Raw genomic sequence first — 20558 nt, 5'->3', positions numbered from 1 at the left:
TCATGCCATCAATCTCTTACAAGATATTCGTGACTTCTATTTGTATTTTTTTTCTCTGGCAGCTACAGAATTACACACTCGCGCTTGAGTTTGATCGAAAATTGATATTTAGCGGCGAGATATGGCGTATCTGGACAGCGCACTTTGTTCACTCAAACAATAACCATTTTGCGTTGAATGCAATAGCTGGTGTCATCACATACTCTTTTTTCTACAAGAGCATCAACATAAAAGTGCTGCTTATTCAGTGGGGCGTTTTATCAATGCTGATTAGCTTGGCGCTGCTAATGGTTTACCCCAACATCCAATGGTATAACGGATTATCGGGGTTACTACATGCCTTTGTTGCCTATTCTGCTACAGAGAAGGCCTTACAAAAAAAACCATTGTTCCTGACAATTCTCGTCATTTTGTGCGGAAAGGTTCTCTACGAAATGGTTAGAACTCAGCTCGGTTATAGGAATATGCTCGGGGAGATAGCAATAATTTTCGAAGCCCATGTGTGCGGTGTATTGGTCGGCATACTGATTGCCTTGATTGCTCGACTATTCTCCTCAAAACCCGTGTTAAATAGATTAAGTCAAGAGCCACGAATAGAGTAATCTCCCTTACTTTGCTTAACTCTTTTTCTTTCTTCATGATGTGTATCCATACCCACGACTTGTTTATTTACGAAGCACTTCATTAATCCAAATCATCCGGGTATGGCATAGTGAACGACTATTAAAAATTGATAACGCCTCCGATAGCTGAAGTTCAGTATACTGCTGCAACCACCCGTCAGGTTTTTTAGCACCTGATCCAGAATCACTCATACCTCATGCCATAAATTGACATAATTTTTTGATAAATATAATTATAAAGAACCCGCTTTAAAAGCGGGTTCTTTCATTATGGACTTACCGAAAAATTCGCAGGCTGCAAACAGGGCGAGCAGCATTTAATCTGAAGCATTGTCTTTACTGCCAGAATTGAGCTGCTATATTGATGACAGACCAGACAATATCGCCGCCCTTTCGACTACAACCTGATATTAAGTATTACCTGCGGACCAAAAGTATCTTTTTCAGTCTGTTGGTTATGCACCCGAAAATAAGCCACGTCCAGAGTCACCCGTTCAAGCAGGGGGATAGCGACACCAGCAATATACAAAGCCAGTGTGTCGGAATGTGCCCTAAAGTCATAAATCGGCTCAAACTCGATATACGTTTTCAGTTTCATGTCGGCTATCGTCAGAGGGTGTGACAAGTTAAAAGCAGGTCGATATCGGAAGCCATCTGACACGTCACCCACACGGTATTCGACCCGCGAACGATGTGAGAGCGTCCAGTCACCGACATTATGCTTATACGTTAACGACCCGCGAAGACGGTGGTCGTAGTGTCGCTCCTCACCTTCAATACGGGCACTGTATAGAAAATAGGCGCTTTGCCATGAAAGCGAATCGTTGATTTTGCCAGAAACTCCAATTGTTGCCAGCTCACCTTTGAAGTTCTCTACTACTGTACCTCCAGCCATAAACAAGGTGTGTTTATCGCTGATCTTTTTTGTAGCTGACAACATGCCGATATCCAGGTGGTCATTGCTTGACGCATGTCCAGGCACCGAACTCAACACCATACCAATTAGTGCCACAACAACTCGAAACAAATGTGTGACTGAAAAATAAGGCCATGTAGTCTGAGCACATGCGATTTGAACAATAGTCGTCATATATTTAAGTAACCGAGACAAGTAAATGAAGTGGTCTATTATAACGGCAGAAACCCATATTCGCGTTACCTATAAATTGACGGAGTAAACACTGTTACGGTATGCAGAATCAGGGTAAACGCCATTAACGCTGTGATTCTTTATCAGCGCAGGGAACAGTATAATGGAGAAACTTTACACCCGTGACCGGACTCTGTGATGAACGATGAGATTAATTATAAAAACAACCCCCTGCACGGTGTTGGCTTAAAAAACCTGTTGTCGGAAATAGTTGATTACTACGGTTTTGAAATTCTTTTTGCCTACCTGAATATCAACTGTTTCAAGACTAACCCGAGTATTGAGTCCAGTGTGAAGTTTCTAAAAAAAACAGATTGGGCGCGGGAAAAAGTTGAAGCTTTTTATTTGTATCAATATAAAAACTTACCTAAAGCATCGTCCAGCCAGTTTGATTTACCACCGAGAGACCGGATTATTCCACAAGAGCAAACTCCGGGAGAACCGGCAAAACTAAGCCTGGAAGATGCCGAGCAATTACGTGAAAAACGCGCAGAAAAGGCATCCGAATGGAATCGCGATAAAAGGCATCGCTCGGACAAGCGTTCAGGCACTCATGACAACAAACGTCCTGTAAGTAGTGCCCGAAGAGGCCCCTGGCAAACACAACCAGAACCACAAGGCTCGCAAGAATCCTCACCAAACAGACTCGGCAAAAGCAAGACCGGGAACAAAATAGACCCTTGGGCCAAATCGAGAAACAAGTAGTAGTACAAAAAACCCGTGCAGAGCAATAAATTATCTTTTGTTAACCAACAACACCAACCGATAGGTCATCACTGTTTCGTCATGTTGGTTAAACGCTTCAAATGCGTATGTAACAATCCCTTGATGGGGCCGACTGGCAGATTCTTTCACGTCATAAATGGTTAGTTTCAAACCGATTTGATCACCACCAAAAACCGGCCTTGGAGTGCGCATTTCATCTACACCAAATCCTGCTACCATGGCAATGTCGTAAAACCCACTGTCATGAGCAAGCCTGGTGGTTATCGCCATTGTATGCTGTGCCGAAGCAAACACCTGACCCATTTCTGTTTTTGCCGCTGTTTGCGGATCAATATGAAATGGCTGCGGATCCCATTGGGAGGCAAACTCAATAATTTCCGCTTCGCTGATTAAGTAACGAAGGTCTGATACAAACTTTTCATCTTTAATGAAATCTTCAAAATACTTCATGCTTCGAGAAACGCTCTACTGATTCAAATAACTTCCTGCTGCTGCAATTCAGCAATCTGTTGGTCGCTGAGATTGAGCAGATTCTGCAACACTTCCCTGTTGTGGCTACCAAGCTCGGCACCAGGCCATTCCGTGGACCCAGGAGTGTCTGAGAACTTTGGCACCATTGCGGGAATATCCAGTGGCTTGCCATTTATTTCTACCCGCTCAAATAATTTGCGCTCTCGAAAATGCGGGTCATTAAACATATCTTCGACACTATAAATTGGTCCGGCGGGTACTCGCGCCACTTCCAGCTTGTCGAGAATTTCTCTGCTGGGGTGGGCCGAACACCAGCCGGAGAGAATTTGATCGATTTCCGCTTCATGTTCGACTCGGCCAGCATTATTTGCCAGCCGCGAATCAACCGCTAAATCCGGATGCCCGGCCGCTTTCATTAACCGCTGAAAGATGGAATCACCATTCCCTCCGATCACCACAAACTTTCCGTCGGCGCACTTATAGGTGTTGGTGGGGACGATACCGGTAACAGTTGTGCCGGAAGGTTCGCGGATAACACCCGCGCCACTGTATTCAGGAATCACCCCTTCCATCAAATTAAACATGGCTTCGTACAGCGCAACGTCAATCATCTGGCCAGCACCGGTTTTCTCACGAGAGAGCAACGCCATCACAATACCAAAAGCCGTGTGCAACCCAGCAATACTGTCACCGATACTCAGGTTGGGGCGCACCGGCGCTTCGCCGGGAAAGCCGTTCACGTAACGGAAACCGCTAATACCTTCGCAGACTGAGGCAAAACCCGGTTTACTCGCGTAAGGCCCGGTTTGGCCATAGCCGGAAATACGCGCAAATACCAAACCGGGGTTACTGCGTTTAAACCGCTCCGGGCCAAGATTCCAATCCTCCATCACACCGGGCCGAAAATTTTCAATAAGCACATCGGCACCGTCAATCAACTCTGCCACCAACTCTCGGCCACGTTCGGTTTTCAAGTCCAGCGTGATGCACTTTTTGTTGCGCCCCAGGCTACGCCACCAAAGTGACGTCCCGTCTTGTAACTCTCGCCAGTTGCGCAACGGGTCGCCACCCGGCGGCTCAACCTTGATAACTTCAGCACCAAAGTAAGCCAACAACGATCCGGCAAACGGGCCAGCCAGCAATTGACCCAGCTCGATTACGCGATAACCCTGTAATGGTTTTTTATTCATCTGTTTTCTCTGTGATTAGCTATTCACCAGAAACGGCAATACAAAAGGTAGCACCAAAAACACCATGGCTGTCGAGGTAACAACAATACCGGCAACCAGCTCTGGCTGCCGGTTATTACCCACGGCCAGCAAATAATTAAACACCGCCGCCGGCAACATGGCCTGTAGTATGACTACATTACGCGCAGCACCTTCCAGCTCAAACCAATGAGCAAAAAATATCCCCAACGCCAACCCGCCACCAATGCGGAGCACTGAATACAACAGACTCTGCAACCAATTGGAGCTGTGCAACGTCGCCAGTGAAACACCCAGCGTAATCAGCATCAGTGGAATCGTCATCCCACCCAGCAGGTCAACCGTGTTTTTCACCCACAGAGGAAGTGAGAGATTGAACATCAGCATCACGCAAGCCAAAACAGCAGAGATTAAAATCGGCTGTCTGACGGTATGCAAAATACGGGAAAACGTGCCCCCCTCTGCATTACTCACAATAAACAGGCCTACCGACATATGCAGCACGGTTAGCGGCAGAAAATAGGCTACCGCCAGCACCAACCCCTCCTGACCGAATGCAAACAGGCACAGCGGCAACCCCATATTGCCACTGTTAGAAAAAATCACGGGGGGCACCAATGTCCGCCATTCGCCGCCGGTGAACCTGACAACAATTGCCGCCAGGATTGCCGAACCGCTCACCACACCCAGCGCCGCTCCGGAAACCTGTAGCATTGCGGTTGTGGAGATTTCAACCTGGGTGATAGATGAAATAATCAAGCAAGGCGCACCGACGTTCATCACCAGGCGAGAAACAAACCCGGTATCGTATGCAACCCCCCTGCGTGCCCATGAAAAACCGATACCTATACAGATGAGAACTGGTGCTAATACATGTAGCAAAACCGTGTACATCTTTCTGTATCACCTCTCTTTTATTGGGTATTTTTATTCGTGCTCAACGCTATACTGTAGGGGCCGGGGTAGGGCGAAAACCCATTGGAACAAACTCCGACGCAGTGGTTCTAACTCTATCAACAATAACGGTGGTGGAAGACAGTGCATTATAGCGGGGCCTTTCCATATTTTGTGCGTCATATTGTTATATCCCGTTGGCGCATGCCGATGTTGTCGGCTTTGCTGGCAACATTGTTGTGTTGTCCACCATTAATAGCGGCACCTGATACTGCGCAGCAAGTCAGCAAAACCCCGCCCCCAACATCGACACGGCAGCTGGACCCGCTCACCGCACCAGAACCGGAAAAAGATCTCCAGGCACTCAGTGCTGTCATTGACCGTTACGAGCAGGCGATTGATGAGCAGGAGGCCATTGGTGGCGCCTACGACCTGCAGCTTTCAGAACAGCTTTTCAGCCTTGGAGCCGCCTACACAACCGTCGGCCGACACGCGGACGCCGAACAGGTCTACAAGGATGCCCTGCATATCAGCCGTGTCAACAATGGTATCTACAGTCTCTCGCAAGCACCTATGTTACGAGGCATTATCAGCTCCCTTGAAGCCCGAAACATGACCCTTGAGGCCGGGGAGTATCTCAACCAGCTTAACTGGCTGCATCTGAAAGCCTACGGCCAGGATGATCCCAGGTTGCTGCCAATTCTGTTTGAAACCGCCAGCTGGCATCTGTCCATTTACAATCGGTCAAAAAAATCTCGTCAGGATCTCACCCATCTGGCATCAGCGCACAATCTTTTCAACACCACCATAGGGCTGGCAAAGAAACATCACCAGACGTTCCAGACCTTGCCTGTACAGCTAACGGAAATACTTCGGGCAATCGCCAACACAAGTTACCAGCTGGCAATGCATTACACCCGATACCAATCATTACCTGAAGAGGATCCGTTCGCCCGACAGAAATGGTTTGGTTATGAGCCCTCTGATACTGACGGTAGCCTGCGCTACAACTACTACAAAAACGGCCGTATCGCACACTCGGAAATTATCAGCTTGGCGGCCGCTGAAAACCGCACGGCAGAACAAGCCGAAGCCTATGCCGAACTTGGCGACTGGTACCTCCTGTTCGGACGAAAAAACTCTGCAGCTCAGTCCTACCAGCAGGCATATGAGCTGGCGAACACCAGCCCCCAAAAAGACAAACTGGTTGAATATATTTTTGGCAGACCTCTTATTTTACCTGTCACCCAGACCCTTGCTGCGCCCCGCTACCCGGAATCAACCCCCTGGGCAGAAATAGAAATGGACATCAACGTAAAAGGCCGGGTAAACAATATCAAAGTTGTTAATCACAGCGACTCCATCGATAGCGCCGAAGTAGAGAAATACGCCCGGGCTAATGTACGGCCATTAACATTCAGACCCCGCTATGAAAATGGCATAGCCGTAGTAGCCAACGCTGTACCATTAAAAATATCCATGCCTGATTTTGGAAGCAACAAATGAACACTAAAAACCTTCTGTTCACCTCTCTTCTGCTGTCGTTGTTAACCACTGGCTGTGAAACAACTTCTCAATCCAGTAGTTCGTCATCCGCCAGTTCTTCTACCAGTCGCTCTTCTGCCAGTAATATTCCAGAAAATCGCTCTCCGGCAAGCAGATCGTCGACCAGCCCCTCTTCCGGCACCTACCCAAACAGCACCGCACCTTATGGAGATCCATCAACAAATAGCGAGAGTACAGCCAGCGACAGCATCAACAGTGAAGTGCTGAGTGATGAAGAATCTGTCGCCGTGCTGGACGCCGAGCTGGATGATTCAATTGCCGTATTCGACGGCATGATTCTCGGTGAGCGTGCGAAAGTGCGGGATATCGAAGATGAATACGGCGAGACCGACCTGCCGGGAAAAACCGGCTCCAATGAACCGCTCTTCGAGGAAGGGGATCTCAGTGAAGGCGGCTTTGGCGACGACGAGCTGACTCAACCCGGCACTGTGCCGGAACCGCCCGGTAGTACCACCGGATCATCAGGCACAGTGTCCGGCAATCAGAAAACAGGCGGCAGCTCTGGCCCTCAGGGAGAAACCGCATCCACAAGCAACGGTATACCGGATGATATACCCGATGGCAGCGATGATGATATTGTTGCCCGACAGATTCGCGAGGCAGCGATGAAAGAAAAAGACCCGGTTTTGAAGAAAAAACTCTGGGATGAATACCGAAAATACAAGAATGGAAAATAGGACGGAATCAGAAATTGATGCAACCAGACTTTCGTGACATGCACCTTACCGTTATCGCTGTTTTTGCCTCGGTACTGTTGACTGCCTGTAGCGGCACAACAATTAAGACCACCACACTGACACCACTGCAGCAGCAAACGACGCCGGTCGAAGAATCACAACTGCTGGATGTCGGTGTTATTCCTTTTGATCCGGGCCTGGATAATATTGACGAAGACGACTCCACCACCCTGCCCGAAATTCGCAATGCCGAATCAAGCTTTTTCGCCAACCAGCTCACCGACACCATTCAGAACAGTGCGGCATGGGGCGCGGTGCGAGTGGTGCCGGGCAAGCAAACCGTGATGGACGTGTATGTGCAGGGCACCATCTTGCGCTCAGACGGCGAAACGCTCGAGCTGGAAATTACCGCCACCGATACCAGCGGCAAAGAGTGGTTTAAGAAAAAATATGAGGAGCAAACCGGAAAATATGCCTACGAAAGACACAGGGATATTAAGCGGGACCCATTCCAGGGCTTGTTTAACCGTATCGCCAACGATTTGCTGGCGCACCGCAATCGCTTCTCAGCTACCGAACTTGAGCTGTTGAGAACCATTTCCAGCCTGCGCTTTGCCAGGGCATTTTCACCGGATGCTTTCTCCGATCACATGACTGAGGACAAAAAGGGAATACTGAAGGTTCAGCGCCTGCCAGCACAAAACGACCCCATTCTGCGTCGTATTGAGCGTATTCGCGAAAGAGATTACTTGTTTGTGGATACGCTGCAGGAACACTACGACGCCTTTTCCCGACGTATGACCAAACCCTATCAGGAATGGCGCGCCGCCAGCTATGAAGAAGTGCTGGCCATCGAAGAGCTGAAAAGGCAGTCGCGCAATCGCACCATTGCCGGTGTCGCTGCTGTTCTGGTCGGCGTAGCGGCAGCAGGTGGCGGCGACCGTTCCACCCGGGCTGCCGGGGCCGTCGCGGTTGGGGCTGGTGGCCTGCTGATCAAAAGTGGCCTCAACAAAAAAGCCGAGGTGCAACTGCATGTGGAATCACTGATCGAGCTGGGGCAATCACTTGAAACAGAAATAGAGCCACGGGTAATCGAGCTGGAAGACCGAACCATCACGCTTACCGGCAATGTGGAAGCCCAGTACGAGCAATGGAAACAGATACTGAGCGAAATCTATCAAACAGAACATGGCGGGAGCTAAACAAACGCCATGCAGACACCCACTGACAAATCGGATCAGGGTAAAGAACCAGCCGCTGTGGAGTCGGAAAAAAATGAGCCGGTCGGCATAACAGCGACGGCAATCACTCCGATCGATATTCCGCTGACACAACCTGTCGGTCAGCCGACAGCACCGGATCTGCAGTGGCATCAGAAACCCAAAGTCTGGGGTGCCCTGGCGCTCACCTTACTATTGGCTCTTGCCGTTATTTTTGTGTTGCCCCGCTTGGTTGCGCCACCCGATACAGCCCCCGCAGTCATTCAACTCACGCCCCCTCCCCCTGAAGAGATGCCCTTTCAGGATGCACAGCTGAACAAAGCAAGGCGCCAGTCTCAGGACATTCTCAACCAGCTATTGGAAAAGCAGCAATTTCTGGAGAAAAAAAACGTCCGCTTGTGGGCCGCCGAAACATTTGAGAATGCATTGGAACAAGCTGCCGAAGGCGACCTGTCCTACCGCAACCGCCAGTTTTCCGAAGCCCAGCAAAGTTACGCCGAAGCACTGCAGAAACTGTCGTATCTCGAACAACAACTTGAGCCACTGATTGCCAGCAATCTGGCTTCAGCCAACACCGCACTGGAAAACGATGATGCAGAAAACGCCCTGAACAGTTTTGCACTGGTACTGGCAATTGACAGCAACAACCGTAATGCCATTGAAGGCAAGGCCCGGGCAGAAAAACTCAATCAGGTGCTGGCGCTCATAGAAGAGGCCAAGATCCATCAGCAATCCGGAGAACTGCAACGGGCGCAGCAAACCTATCAAGAGGCACTGGCACTGGACAGCAAACACTCAGGAGCCAGACTGGGGCTGGCAAAGGTCAACCAGACAATCGCCACCCATGCTTTTAACGAGGCCATGAGCCGTGGCTACTCGGCACTGGAAAATGGCAACTATTCGTCCGCCAAAACAGCCTTTGTCAGGGCGCTTGAAATTCGTCCGGACGACAGTGCTGCCAAAGCAGCTCTGGAACAGACAAGTAACCAGTCCACCCAACAGCAGGTGCGCTCCCTGCTTGATCAGGCCAGCGAATACGAAAACCGCGAGCAATGGCAACGCGCCACCGAAACCTACCAGCAACTGCTCACCATCGACAATTCTCTGGTGTCGGCAAAGGTCGGGCAGTTGCGCAGTAACACCCGCGCCGGGCTGGACAGTCAGATTCAGAAAATTCTCGACGACCCTATGCGACTGGCCACTGAAAAAGTATATCAGCACGGTCGGCAACTATTGCTCGACGCCCGCGGTATTAACAACCCCGGACCCCGATTGCAACAACAGATAACAGCGCTTGACGAAGTACTGACAGCGGCCAGATCCGCTGTCACTGTGACGTTTCTCTCCGATGGAAAAACCTCTGTCACACTGCTCAAAAAGGGCTCTCTCGGCCAGTTCAGCAGCAAGCAGCTGTCACTGACTCCGGGAAATTATGTGGCAACCGGTCGTCGCTCAGGCTATCGGGATGAACGAATCGCGTTTCAGGTCACAAACGCTGGATTACCCTCTCCCATCAGCATTGTTTGCAGGGAGCCGCTTTGATGCCCGAAAAACTGGCCATGCAGCAAAATGACAAACCGATCAGCGCGATCGAGTTTTCACCACTGGGAGAGAGCGACACGGCTTTACCCGGCCGTAATTTTTTGCGCCCGGCCCCTGTAGCTATTCTTGCGGGCCTGATATTCAGTCTCCTGGCACTCTGGTTTTTGATGACCGCAAAATCAGTGGTTATCGAAGTGGACCCTCCCGAAGCTGAGTTGAGTATTTCCGGCGGCCTGATGCTCAATCTTGCAGGCAACACTCTGATGAGACCCGGCGACTACCGGCTTACGGCGGAGTTTGAGGGCTATCACACATTACAACAGACGTTCCATGTGGGTGAGCAGGTGCATCAGGCTCTGCATCTCTCGCTCAGAAAAAAACCTGGCAAACTGACCGTTTCGGCCGCAACAGACGGGGTTCAGGTCAGCGTAGACAATACCCCCGCAGGCACAGTACCACTGACTATCACCGATCTGGAGCCAGGCGAACACAACCTGTTGTTCAACAAACCCCGGTTTTTCCCTGAACAACGTACCGTCACCATTGCCGGGCTGGATAAAACCCAGACCCTATTCGTTACCTTGCGCCCCGCCTGGGGCAATGTCACGCTAGCCAGTTCACCACCAGGGGCAGAAGTGCTGGTTGCCGGAGAAGTGCGCGGCAAAACCCCGCTGACAACCAATATTCTGCAAAGCGGCGAACTGGTCAGCATTAAACTGGCTGGCCATAAACGCTGGCAGCAGCGCTTACAGGTCAATGCCGGTGAATCCATTGCCTTGCCGGACATTCAGTTGCAGCCTGCCGATGGACTGGTGCAACTCAATAGTACTCCCAGTGGCGCCAGCATCACCGTAGACGGGCAATTTGCCGGATCGACACCAATGGAACTGCAGCTACAACCGGATAAAAACCATCAGCTGGTACTGTTTCTGGACGGCTACCAGAACCTGCGGCAACAACTGACTGTGCGCGCCGGTGAGGAGCGCATTCTGAACCTGAAACTGACTGCCAGCGTCGGTAATATCCTCATTACCGGCCAGCCCGCCGACGCCGAAGTATGGGTTAACGGCACCAGGTTGGGAATCGCCGGGCAATCTCTCAAGCTGCCCGCCCGAGCTCATCACATCGAATTGCGCAAACCCGGTTATGCCAGCCAGCGCAAAACCATCACCCCGAAGCCCGGCATTGATCAAGTTGTACGCTATCACCTGATGACAGAAAAACAGGCTCGCTGGGCCAATACTCCCCGCCAGATTACCGGTCCTGCGGGAATTCAATTAAAACTGTTTCGTCCGGAAGTCACTTTTTCCATGGGCACCTCGCGCCGCAAACCGGGGCGCCGCGCCAATGAAGTTATGCGTGATGTTCGCCTGGAACGCGCCTTCTATCTGGCCGAGAAAGAAGTCACCAATGATCAGTTCAAACAATTCCTGCGGCAGCACAGCTCAAGGCATGCCAATGGAAAAACACTGGACGGCATCAACCAGCCCGTCACCCACATCAGCTGGCAACAGGCTGCACTGTACTGCAACTGGTTGAGTGAACAGGCCGAGCTGCCGCCTTTTTACCAGATCGCCGACGGGAAAGTCGTGGCGCACAATAAGGCGTCGAATGGTTACCGATTGCCCACCGAAGCTGAATGGAGCTGGGCAGCACGCTGGACGTCACAGGGCATGGCGCAGTTCCCCTGGTCAGGCGAGTTTCCACCCACTGGAAAGGCCGGTAATTATGCGGATGTTTCAGCGGCAACAATCGTCGGTCGAATCATCAACACCTATAACGATGGTGCCACTGCCACCGCTGATGTCGGCAGTTATCCGGCCAATAACAAAGGACTGTACGATCTCGGTGGCAATGTGGCCGAATGGGTACACGACTATTATGGCATTGATTTTAATCTCGACGGCAAGGCCAATATCGACCCACTCGGCCCGGAGACCGGAGAATTTCGGGTTATTCGTGGCTCAAGCTGGCGTCACGGCACCCTGACTGAGCTGCGCCTGTCATTTCGGGATTACGGTATTGATGCCCGCGATGACGTCGGCTTTCGGGTGGCGCGATATGCGGAGTAAAGTGAGCCAGGCGCTGTGTCATGATGACGCGCGATCAAATAGAGTACGGGCAGAAAACCAGACAGAAAGCACCGGGGGTTACACATTGAGTAAATTTTTAGTTCTGCTCTCATTGATTCTGCTTGTGGCGCTACCCTGCCATGCATATGAACACGCAGCAAAGGCAACGATGACTGAAAATGCCGATAATGAAAAGAATAACAACGCCGGAAATAGCCGCGAAACAAAGGCAGAAAAACCTTCAGGTAAAACACCTCCCGGGCTTGCCTCGCCGGAATTTAATCCCAGCGAGGAAATCTCTGAAGATCTGTCGGTGCCTTTCCCGGTCGATATTTAACGCATTTGCCAATATCAGGAAATTTATTCAGGAACCAAAGCATGTTTAAACAAGTACAAAACCGCGCCGCTTCCGAGTTTATCTTTCAGGTATTTGCCCTGATTGCATCACTGATTCTTGTGCATGCGCTGTATGTCACGGTTATCCGCCCCAATGCCAACGCCATTCTCGAACAGCAACTGGCCCAGGAAGCCGCCGGTGAATCCTTTGTCACCGAACGCTCCTTCTACATTGTAGTGAAAGACTACGAACAGGAAGCCTGCTTCATTCTGATGCTATGGGCCTTCGCCATTATGGGCCTGAAAGCGCGCCGCAGCCTGAACGAACGCAAGCTGCTTTCGGAACCCCTGCTACAGGTTGCCGAGGGCAGCAGAATACTCCCCGAAGATGCGCGCCAGCTGTCGCGCCCCATTCAGGCACTATCGGAAGAACAGCAGAGTTATCTGCTGCCACGGGCACTGATTGCGGCACTGCAACGATTCAGCTCGACCCGCAACATACAAGACGTTTCCAATGCGGTAAGTGATGTCTGCGACTCCGAATCCGACCGCATGGATACAGAACTGTCCATGGTGCGCTACATTGCCTGGGCAATTCCTTCTATCGGCTTTATCGGCACGGTGCGCGGCATCGGCGAGGCTCTGGGGCAGGCACATAAAGCCGTGCAAGGCGATATCGTAGGTGTTACCGCAAGCCTCGGAGTGGCTTTCAACTCCACATTTATTGCACTGGTCATCAGCATTGTGGTGATGTTCATGATGCATCAGCTGCAATCGCTACAGGAACGCCTGGTGCTGGATACCCACAGTTATTGTGATAGCAATCTGCTCCGTCACCTGAAAGCAAACGACTAATGAATACAACCGTTTTTGAACTCAACGACACCGGCATTTATTGCAACGGGCAGCAGGGCTCGGCGCTAATCAGCCCCGGCTATGCCCTGCTCACCAATACCGGCGTGGCTACCGGAACCGAAGCACAACAACGCTTCTGGCTGGAACCACAGCACAGCTATAACCAGTTCTGGCGCCAACTCAGTCTCTCGCCATTGCCGACTGTCAGCCGTTATGCGCGACATCACGCTGATCTGGCCTACGCACAGTTGCTACAGCTGCACCGCGATTGTGGTGAACCGGAAGACGTGATTTTTGCCGTGCCGGGCAGCTTCAGTAACGAGCAGCTGGGGATTCTGCTGGGGCTGGCAAAAGCATCACCGTTTAACGTGGTCGGCCTGGTGGATGCCGCCATTGCCGCCACCAGCCAGGCATCACTGGCGGGTCAGCTTTTACACCTGGATATTCAGCTCCACCAGACTGTGATTACCGGGGTGACGGTGGACAACAACTTGCGCCGCTCTCACATTGAAGTGATTCCGGAACTCGGCCTGAAACATTTTCACGACAAGTGGGCACAGCATATTGCCAATCTGTTCATTCGCCAGTATCGCTATGACCCCCTGCATACGGCCGCCGGTGAACAGCAACTTAACAACCATCTACCTGCATGGCTGACAGCGCTCAACGGTCTCGACTCAACCACCATTAATATGGATACCCCCCAGGGCAACTACCGTTTGAATCTGGTCCGCAGCGAGCTGCTGGAGAGCAGCTCACCACTATTCAATCGCCTCTCGAATGCAGTTACCAAATTGAAAACCAGCGACGCGCAGCTGCTACTCAGCCACCGCTGCGCTCAACTGCCTGGCTTTTCGCAACACTGGTCAAATGCTGTACCCCTGACACAGCAGGCCACAGTAGAAGGCTGTCTGAATCATCTGGATGTCATTTGCAGTACGGGGGAATCACTCAACTTTGTGACATCGTTGCCACGCCAGAATGTCATGCAACAAATGCCTGACAATGTACGGCGGGTAAATAACCACTCACCCACCCACCTGCTTTACCGGCACAAGGCTTACCGGCTTGGGGACAAGTTGCCCGACGAACTGGACCAGCTGGACTTACAGTTTGTCAAAACCGATGAAGGCTACACGCTCACCCCGCATACCGGAAAAATCGGTTTCGATGGCGATCCGAAAAATCTCCAAACCGGTGACCGGTTTACCCTCGAGAGCGGCGAAACTGTCAGCCTGATAGAGGTCTGCTGACATGGCCCGGGCCAGAAAGCGGAGCATAACCACTTTCAGCCTGTCGTTTCTCGACATTATGGCCTGTGGTTTCGGCGCGGTAACCCTGCTGTTCCTGATACTGAAACACGATGCTACCGCTATTCAGGCCGCCGACCCCAATCTGGCCGCCGAAGTTGATTTACTGAAGGAGGATATCCGGGTTGGCCGTGATCAGCTGGTGGAATTGCGCAACAGCCTTGCCGCTGCCGAGAAAAATATTCTCGACGCCCAGGGGCTATCGAACCGGGTTGTGGAAAAAATCGATTTTGCCCAGCGCGAACTCAGTGCACAGAAGGATCCGGAAAACGAAATAGCGGCACTTCGCAAACAGGTAGAAGAACTTGAACGCGAAACCGAAAGCCTGCAGGAACAGGGCAGCGGCGAAGACTTGCGACGATTCACCGGGCAAGGTGACCGCCAGTACCTGACCGGCCTCAAACTGGGGGGCAACCGAGTAATGATTTTACTCGATGCTTCCGCAAGCATGCTCTCTGACTCAATCGTCAATGTTATTCGACTGCGCAATATGAGCAATGCGACCAAACAGCAGGCCGACAAATGGCAACGAGCACTGAAAACAGCGGAATGGCTGCTGGCCCAACTGCCCCCGGAAAGCCGGGTTCAGGTTTACACCTTCAATACCCGCGCACGGCCTGCATTGCAAGGCACCGAAGGCAAATGGCAGAGTACGGCAGACAGCGCCCTGCTCGACAAGCTGGTCGGCAACTTACAATCCACCATTCCCCAGGGCGGCACCAGTCTGGCCAATGCCTTTTCGGTGCTGAACGATTTTGAAAGCAAGGCAGACAACCTTTTTATCATTACCGACGGCTTGCCGACCCAGGGCTCAGATCAACCGAAGGGAACAACCGTTTCCGGTCGCCAGAGAGTCAAATTGTTTGATGAAGCGGTTGAGCTGCTACCCCGCCGCCTTCCGGTTAACGTTATCTTGCTGCCGATGGAAGGTGATCCGGTTGCCGCTGCGAGATTCTGGCAACTGGCATTGCGCAGCCAGGGCTCATTCCTTAGCCCCTCAAAGGACTGGCCATGAAACGTCGCGAAAGGCGCCTGGTGCCGGAAATCAGCATTTCGTTTCTGGACGTGGTCAGCTGCGGGTTTGGCGCCATCGTTCTGCTACTGGTGATCGCAAAAACAGTCGAATCTACTGCTTTTGAGCAATCACTGAACCCGCTCAACGGCAGCATCAAACAACTTCAACAACAGCTGTTCAGCCTGCGGGGAGAAACAGCCACGCTAAACCGGGAACTGCTTTCCCGCGAGGAACAGCTCTCTGACCTGAAAACACGAATCGCCCGGCTACAGGAACAACTGGCCAGCGTTGAAAAGCAGAGAGATGCCATTGCCCAAGTAGACACCATTGAAAGGGATAAACTTACCCTGGCATTACAGGTGCTAACCGAAGAAATGGAAAGGCTGTTGGGAGACCAGTACCGCCGCAAAAACCAGCTGGTGGGTGGCATTCCAGTTGACAGCGAATACATTGTTTTCATTGTTGATACTTCGGGCAGTATGTTCAACTTTGCATGGCCCAAAGTGCGCAGGGAAATGATCAATATTCTCGACATTTACCCGAACGTCAAAGGCATACAGGTGATGAACGATATGGGTGACTATATGTTTTCCAGTTACCGGGGGAAATGGATACCCGACAGCCCCGGGCGTCGCAACGCCATTATCAAAACGCTTGCCAACTGGTCACCTTTCAGTAATTCCAGCCCTGTGGAGGGAATCGAAAAAGCCATTCGCGCCTTTTATTCACCCGATAAAAAAATCAGCCTTTATGTATTTGGCGACGACTTCACCGGGGGTTCAATCAAGCAAGTGCTCGACACCGTGGAAAAAATCAATCGCTCCCGCCGCAACGGTGATCAGTTAGTGAGAATTCATACCATCGGTTTCCCGGTGCATTTTCTGATTCAAAATGGCAGGGCGGAAACCGCTATCCGGTTCGCGGCGCTAATGCGGGAGTTGAGTTATCGTAATGGCGGAACCTTTGTCGGACTCAACAGCCTCAAATAGAGCACTTACCAGCAACAAACCTGCATGAGAAATTTGCATGAGAAACACAACAACTAAAATAACAACCACACTCGGTATCCTGATATCACTGTTACTGGGCGGTTGCAGCGGTGCCTCTCTGGTGGTCGAGGGCGACTATCCCAATGCATTGACACACAAACTCCCGGTTACGGCAGGGCTGGTGCTTGATGACCAGTTTCAACACTACACCTACACCTCCAACGAAGGGGCAGATATCAGTATCGGGTTGGGAAGCGCCCAGGTTGAGCTGTTTACACAGATTCTGAAAGATTTATTCAATCGCACCATACCGTTACCAAGCGCTTCGGCAAACAGCTCGGTTGATTTGATCATCGCACCCCATGTTGAAGAACTACAACTGGTCACACCGGCAGAAAGCAATGCCAAAATTTTTGAAATCTGGATCAAATACAATATTCAGGTGTTCAACAACCGGGGCGAAACCATAGCAGACTGGTTAATGACCTCCTACGGAAAAACCCAGGACCGCTTTATGGCCAGCAACGAAGACGCCCTCAATGAAGCCGCCGTTGTGGCCATGCGTGATGCCGGTGCGCGCCTGATTATCGAGCTGCCGAGAGTGCCTGAGATCAGAAACTGGCTGGAGCAACAAAAATGAAAAAGACCGCTCCCGCACTGTTGCTGTTAACCCTGCTTGCACTCCTGCAAGCCTGCACCACTTCTACCACCATTGATGAGTATCGCGAGGACAACAACCTTATCACTATCAATGCCGGAGAAAGAGTGGTGGTTTTGGGTCGTCGCCACGCCGGTGAGTACGAAACAGAGCCGGATTTTATTGATTGTATCGGCGACAAACTCTCGGAAAACAGCCGGGTTACCGTACTTGAAGAGCCCCTGTTCCTCAACAGTCTCTACCCTTGGTTTGAACCGCGCACAGCCCCTTTGAGCCTCAAACGCCTGCGACGGGTACTAAAAGAACCGCTGATCAACAACAAAATCAGTGAACTGGGTATTCGCTATATGATCTGGGTAGACGGCAACACTGAAACCACCGAAAGCTCCGGCAGCATCAGTTGTGCGATTGGTCCCGGAGGGGGCGGCTGCTTCGGTTTTGCAACTTGGGATAAAACCTCTTCCTACGAAGCGATCATCTGGGATCTGACGGACTTTGATGAAGAAGGCCGGGTGCGGGTAGACACCAAGGGTTCATCCTATCTGGTCGGAGTGGGTGCCCCCCTCCCCTTTATCGCCAGAGTTCAAAGTCAGGCCTGCGAAAGTATTGGCAACCAGCTGCGCGGTTTTTTTGACAAAGAGAACACCCCGCCTGAATCGGGAGAAAGCCTATGAAACACCTTTTCTTCATCCTGGCCATCAGCCTGCTTGCCTCTCCAGCAATTCGGGTATTTGCCGAAAGCTCGGATCAAAAAACCGGCCGCGAACTGCATGAAAAAATCCTTCAAGAAATGCCCGTAATAACAGACGGAAAACTGGCGGACTATGTCAAAAAAGTTGGCCTTCGTGTGGCAAAAACATCAGACACTCCGGATCTTGAATTTACGTTTACGCTACTGGATGATCCCGGCATCAACGCTTTTGCCACCCCCGGCGGTTATATCTACATCAATCGAGGCTTGATTACCTACCTCAATAGCGAAGCGCAACTGGCTGCGGTTCTAGCGCATGAAGTCGGGCATATCACCGAACGCCACCACGCCCGCAAGAACCGAGCCCAGGCCGGCTCCCAGATTACCTCCGTTATTCTGGCTGTTCTCACCCGCAGCAATGAAGTTGGAGAAGCCAGTGGTCTCTGGGGGGCATCGCTGGTTCAGGGTTATGGTCGCGACATGGAACTGGAAGCGGACGAAAAAGGCGCACAGTTTCTCTACCGTGCAGGCTATCCACCACAAGCGATGATTGAAGTTGTATCACTGCTGAAAGATCATGAAAGACTCGAAAAAATGCGCGCCAAGGCATCCGGGAAAAAAACCCAGACCTATCACGGGCTTTTTGCCTCCCACCCCCGCAACGACCAGCGTCTGCGAGAAGTCATCAACAAGGCTGGAACACTACCGCAAACCCTCTCGGCAGAAACCAACGTTGTACCCTTCCGTCTGGCAACAGAAGGGATGGTCTGGGGGCAGAACATCGATAGTCAGGAAAAACCCAAAAATCGCTACCAGAACGCCACACTAGGCTTCCTGATTGACTACCCGGAAGGCTGGGTCTTCTCCAGCCACAGCAACGCACTCAAGAGCCACAACGCTGATAACACTGCTCGCATGGATCTGAGCATGGCAAACCGGACTACCGAGCCGCCCGAACTATTCATTAAAAAACAGCTGGCTATCCCGCTACTCAAAAAATCCGAATCATTCGTTCAGGCCGGGCTCAGAGGACACACCGGCCTGATTCCCGGCAAGAAGACACCCGCCAGTACCACACCTGATCAACGACTGGCCGTGATTTACTATGGTCGGCTTGCCTATATCTTCAAAGGAGAAATACTGCTGAAAGACGACAGCAGCGCTGTGGATAAAAAGCAGGCCAATGATGACTTCATGAGTATAATCAAAAGCTTTCGCCCGATTTCACGCCGCGCGCTGCAAGCCCAGCAAGCCTTTACCATTCACTACGTTAAAGCCACAGCAAACACCACTTTTGCAGCACTGGCAAACCACTTGAAGCTAGGTAAATTTGGCGAAGAAGAATTACGCATTATCAACAACTATTACCCGACCGGAGAACCCAAACCGGGTGAGTGGATTAAAATTATTCGCCAGTAAGCAGAAGTCAGCCAAGACTGGCAGAACGATTAAGAAACTCGCTACACAAAAATACCAAGGCATTCAGAATCATCAACTGCGTTGCAGGCGACACCTGTTTATTGACGGCCTAGTAGCTCAAAAATCGCTCCACTTCGTTGCACTTGCCCACCCTTCTGGTCGAGAAGCCTTCAAACGCGCAGAACAACCAAGCAACACCCATGTGAATTGATTCAGCCCCGATCAAACCCTGTCATACAGCACGCATAAAAAAGGCCACCGAGTTTCATAAAAATCCCGGCGGCCTGATTGCATTACCTGAAATAGCCGATCACTTATTCTCGGTTAACTTATTCTCGGTTAAATAGACCCTTGAGTTTGTCACCAACCACTTTATCTGCCTTCTCTTTCAACTGACTCTGCAACTGCTTTTTAAGGTCATCAATTGCCGGGGAGTTGGCGATCGCTGAACCGGCTTTTTTATTGATGGCGGCCAACACTTCTTTCACCACTTCAGCACTGGTTGCACCACCGGACTTCTCGCCAATATCGGTTAAACGAATCTCAGGCAACGCAACATCAATGGTTTTGTCGCCCAACAGGGCGTTGCTGTAGTGAATTTTTCCGCCGCTGACTAACAGGTCTTTAATGATCAGTTTTACTCCCTCGCCTTCTGCTTCGGTGGCGCTATCCGTTGCGTTGTGACTACTACCCGCTGCTGCAGTGACATTCTTTTGCAGCTGATCAATATTGCTGCCATTTTTTCCGGATTCGTAAGTCATCTCCGGTGCCATGATACGGATTTGCTGAATCACGATAACCGGCTTGGTGACGGTGCTGGTATCGACCTGCACGCTGATTTCGCCCAGGGAAAATGCCTGGCCGGTTTTAAAACCGGCGGGGTTACCCACAACCAGACCACTCAGTGTGCCCTTGCCGGATTTCAGCGATAGATCTACCTTGTTCAAGGTAACTTCTGCCTGAGTGTATTTTGGCCCCAGGGTTTCTACCGCTGTTTTGATGCCTTTATCCAGATTCAGAACAACCACCACAACTGCTGCCACAATCAGAACCACCAGCCCTGCTAAAACTTTTAACACTGTACTCATATTCAATCTCCCTGTTATCTGTCACATTCTCTTTAGCCGGTATTCTTT

At 51.2% G+C, this 20558-nt stretch carries 20 protein-coding genes; 15 read left to right on the top strand and 5 right to left on the bottom strand.

Going from position 1 to position 20558, the window contains the following annotated elements:
• The first annotated feature begins 2 nt into the window (after positions 1-2).
• Positions 3-602 (top strand): rhombosortase, encoded by a 600-nt coding sequence (rrtA, locus tag H7A02_14235; protein MCP5173415.1) that lies wholly within the window; start codon positions 3-5, stop codon positions 600-602.
• Positions 603-1020: 418 nt separating this feature from the next.
• On the opposite strand, the gene H7A02_14230 is transcribed toward rrtA, so the two are convergent.
• Positions 1021-1635: a DUF2490 domain-containing protein gene (locus H7A02_14230; GenBank protein ID MCP5173414.1), complete on the bottom strand. Its 615-nt coding sequence runs from the start codon at positions 1633-1635 to the stop codon at positions 1021-1023.
• Between the two features lie 276 nt (positions 1636-1911).
• Here H7A02_14230 and H7A02_14225 point away from each other — a divergent pair, with 276 nt between their 5' ends.
• Positions 1912-2478: a DUF2132 domain-containing protein gene (locus tag H7A02_14225; GenBank protein MCP5173413.1), complete on the top strand. Its 567-nt coding sequence runs from the start codon at positions 1912-1914 to the stop codon at positions 2476-2478.
• 30 nt (positions 2479-2508) lie between these two features.
• Here the strand turns inward: H7A02_14225 and H7A02_14220 are convergent, their stop codons facing one another.
• From H7A02_14220 to H7A02_14210, 3 genes are read right to left on the bottom strand one after another with little or no spacing between them, the layout of a single operon-like run.
• Entirely contained in the window at positions 2509-2949 is a 441-nt protein-coding gene (locus H7A02_14220) for a dehydratase (protein ID MCP5173412.1), read from the bottom strand.
• 23 nt (positions 2950-2972) lie between these two features.
• Positions 2973-4160 (bottom strand): CoA transferase, encoded by a 1188-nt coding sequence (locus H7A02_14215; protein ID MCP5173411.1) that lies wholly within the window; start codon positions 4158-4160, stop codon positions 2973-2975.
• 15 nt (positions 4161-4175) lie between these two features.
• A complete protein-coding gene (locus H7A02_14210) occupies positions 4176-5072 on the bottom strand; it encodes an AEC family transporter (protein ID MCP5173410.1) in 897 nt (298 codons plus the stop codon).
• Positions 5073-5246: 174 nt separating this feature from the next.
• Here H7A02_14210 and H7A02_14205 point away from each other — a divergent pair, with 174 nt between their 5' ends.
• The 13 genes from H7A02_14205 to H7A02_14145 are packed head-to-tail and all read left to right on the top strand — an operon-like array spanning position 5247 to position 19422.
• Positions 5247-6578, top strand: a complete 1332-nt coding sequence (locus H7A02_14205; protein MCP5173409.1) for a hypothetical protein — start codon at positions 5247-5249, stop codon at positions 6576-6578.
• Positions 6575-7315, top strand: coding sequence for a hypothetical protein (locus H7A02_14200; protein MCP5173408.1), 741 nt, complete (start codon positions 6575-6577; stop codon positions 7313-7315). The genes H7A02_14205 and H7A02_14200 overlap by 4 nt, the downstream gene beginning before the upstream one ends.
• 17 nt (positions 7316-7332) lie before the next feature.
• A complete protein-coding gene (locus H7A02_14195; GenBank protein ID MCP5173407.1) occupies positions 7333-8517 on the top strand; it encodes a hypothetical protein in 1185 nt (394 codons plus the stop codon).
• A 9-nt stretch (positions 8518-8526) separates the two neighbouring features.
• The gene (locus tag H7A02_14190; GenBank protein MCP5173406.1) at positions 8527-10077 is read left to right on the top strand and encodes a hypothetical protein; all 1551 of its coding nucleotides are present in this window, start codon (positions 8527-8529) and stop codon (positions 10075-10077) included.
• Positions 10077-12149 carry a PEGA domain-containing protein gene (locus H7A02_14185; GenBank protein ID MCP5173405.1) on the top strand — a complete coding sequence of 691 codons (2073 nt, stop codon included), beginning with the start codon at positions 10077-10079 and terminating at the stop codon, positions 12147-12149. Before H7A02_14190 ends, H7A02_14185 begins: the two co-directional genes overlap by 1 nt.
• Positions 12139-12486 (top strand): hypothetical protein, encoded by a 348-nt coding sequence (locus tag H7A02_14180; GenBank protein ID MCP5173404.1) that lies wholly within the window; start codon positions 12139-12141, stop codon positions 12484-12486. Before H7A02_14185 ends, H7A02_14180 begins: the two co-directional genes overlap by 11 nt.
• Positions 12487-12527: 41 nt before the next feature.
• Positions 12528-13340 carry a MotA/TolQ/ExbB proton channel family protein gene (locus H7A02_14175; protein ID MCP5173403.1) on the top strand — a complete coding sequence of 271 codons (813 nt, stop codon included), beginning with the start codon at positions 12528-12530 and terminating at the stop codon, positions 13338-13340.
• A complete protein-coding gene (locus H7A02_14170) occupies positions 13340-14593 on the top strand; it encodes a hypothetical protein (GenBank protein ID MCP5173402.1) in 1254 nt (417 codons plus the stop codon). The genes H7A02_14175 and H7A02_14170 overlap by 1 nt, the downstream gene beginning before the upstream one ends.
• 1 nt (position 14594) lies before the next feature.
• Positions 14595-15665 carry a VWA domain-containing protein gene (locus H7A02_14165; GenBank protein ID MCP5173401.1) on the top strand — a complete coding sequence of 357 codons (1071 nt, stop codon included), beginning with the start codon at positions 14595-14597 and terminating at the stop codon, positions 15663-15665.
• Positions 15662-16654, top strand: a complete 993-nt coding sequence (locus H7A02_14160) for a VWA domain-containing protein (protein ID MCP5173400.1) — start codon at positions 15662-15664, stop codon at positions 16652-16654. The genes H7A02_14165 and H7A02_14160 overlap by 4 nt, the downstream gene beginning before the upstream one ends.
• Before the next feature lie 37 nt (positions 16655-16691).
• The gene (locus H7A02_14155) at positions 16692-17294 is read left to right on the top strand and encodes a hypothetical protein (GenBank protein MCP5173399.1); all 603 of its coding nucleotides are present in this window, start codon (positions 16692-16694) and stop codon (positions 17292-17294) included.
• Positions 17291-17986: a hypothetical protein gene (locus tag H7A02_14150; GenBank protein ID MCP5173398.1), complete on the top strand. Its 696-nt coding sequence runs from the start codon at positions 17291-17293 to the stop codon at positions 17984-17986. The genes H7A02_14155 and H7A02_14150 overlap by 4 nt, the downstream gene beginning before the upstream one ends.
• Positions 17983-19422 carry a M48 family metalloprotease gene (locus H7A02_14145; protein ID MCP5173397.1) on the top strand — a complete coding sequence of 480 codons (1440 nt, stop codon included), beginning with the start codon at positions 17983-17985 and terminating at the stop codon, positions 19420-19422. Before H7A02_14150 ends, H7A02_14145 begins: the two co-directional genes overlap by 4 nt.
• Before the next feature lie 329 nt (positions 19423-19751).
• Here H7A02_14145 and H7A02_14140 read toward each other — a convergent pair whose 3' ends face one another.
• Complete coding sequence (locus H7A02_14140) at positions 19752-20510, bottom strand: hypothetical protein (GenBank protein ID MCP5173396.1); 759 nt, start codon at positions 20508-20510, stop codon at positions 19752-19754.
• Between the last annotated feature and the right edge of the window lie 48 nt (positions 20511-20558).

It is taken from the genome of Pseudomonadales bacterium (assembly GCA_024234435.1).
In the GTDB taxonomy this organism is placed as follows: Bacteria; Pseudomonadota; Gammaproteobacteria; order Pseudomonadales; family Porticoccaceae; genus JACKOF01.
The sequence above is the reverse complement of the archived record's forward strand: the minus strand, read 5'-3'. Positions and strand labels throughout refer to the sequence as shown.

Bases quoted from the DNA above. Each gene is read 5' to 3' on its own strand.
- H7A02_14150 (MCP5173398.1), top strand. From the start codon at position 17,291: ATGAAAAAGACCGCTCCCGCACTGTTGCTGTTAACCCTGCTTGCACTC.
- H7A02_14155 (MCP5173399.1), top strand. From the start codon at position 16,692: ATGAGAAACACAACAACTAAAATAACAACCACACTCGGTATCCTGATA.
- H7A02_14210 (MCP5173410.1), bottom strand. From the start codon at position 5,072: ATGTACACGGTTTTGCTACATGTATTAGCACCAGTTCTCATCTGTATA.
- H7A02_14180 (MCP5173404.1), top strand. From the start codon at position 12,139: ATGCGGAGTAAAGTGAGCCAGGCGCTGTGTCATGATGACGCGCGATCA.
- H7A02_14165 (MCP5173401.1), top strand. From the start codon at position 14,595: ATGGCCCGGGCCAGAAAGCGGAGCATAACCACTTTCAGCCTGTCGTTT.
- H7A02_14175 (MCP5173403.1), top strand. From the start codon at position 12,528: ATGTTTAAACAAGTACAAAACCGCGCCGCTTCCGAGTTTATCTTTCAG.
- H7A02_14215 (MCP5173411.1), bottom strand. From the start codon at position 4,160: ATGAATAAAAAACCATTACAGGGTTATCGCGTAATCGAGCTGGGTCAA.
- H7A02_14190 (MCP5173406.1), top strand. From the start codon at position 8,527: ATGCAGACACCCACTGACAAATCGGATCAGGGTAAAGAACCAGCCGCT.
- H7A02_14140 (MCP5173396.1), bottom strand. From the start codon at position 20,510: ATGAGTACAGTGTTAAAAGTTTTAGCAGGGCTGGTGGTTCTGATTGTG.
- H7A02_14185 (MCP5173405.1), top strand. From the start codon at position 10,077: ATGCCCGAAAAACTGGCCATGCAGCAAAATGACAAACCGATCAGCGCG.
- H7A02_14160 (MCP5173400.1), top strand. From the start codon at position 15,662: ATGAAACGTCGCGAAAGGCGCCTGGTGCCGGAAATCAGCATTTCGTTT.
- H7A02_14170 (MCP5173402.1), top strand. From the start codon at position 13,340: ATGAATACAACCGTTTTTGAACTCAACGACACCGGCATTTATTGCAAC.
- H7A02_14220 (MCP5173412.1), bottom strand. From the start codon at position 2,949: ATGAAGTATTTTGAAGATTTCATTAAAGATGAAAAGTTTGTATCAGAC.
- H7A02_14225 (MCP5173413.1), top strand. From the start codon at position 1,912: ATGAACGATGAGATTAATTATAAAAACAACCCCCTGCACGGTGTTGGC.
- rrtA (MCP5173415.1), top strand. From the start codon at position 3: ATGCCATCAATCTCTTACAAGATATTCGTGACTTCTATTTGTATTTTT.
- H7A02_14200 (MCP5173408.1), top strand. From the start codon at position 6,575: ATGAACACTAAAAACCTTCTGTTCACCTCTCTTCTGCTGTCGTTGTTA.
- H7A02_14145 (MCP5173397.1), top strand. From the start codon at position 17,983: ATGAAACACCTTTTCTTCATCCTGGCCATCAGCCTGCTTGCCTCTCCA.
- H7A02_14195 (MCP5173407.1), top strand. From the start codon at position 7,333: ATGCAACCAGACTTTCGTGACATGCACCTTACCGTTATCGCTGTTTTT.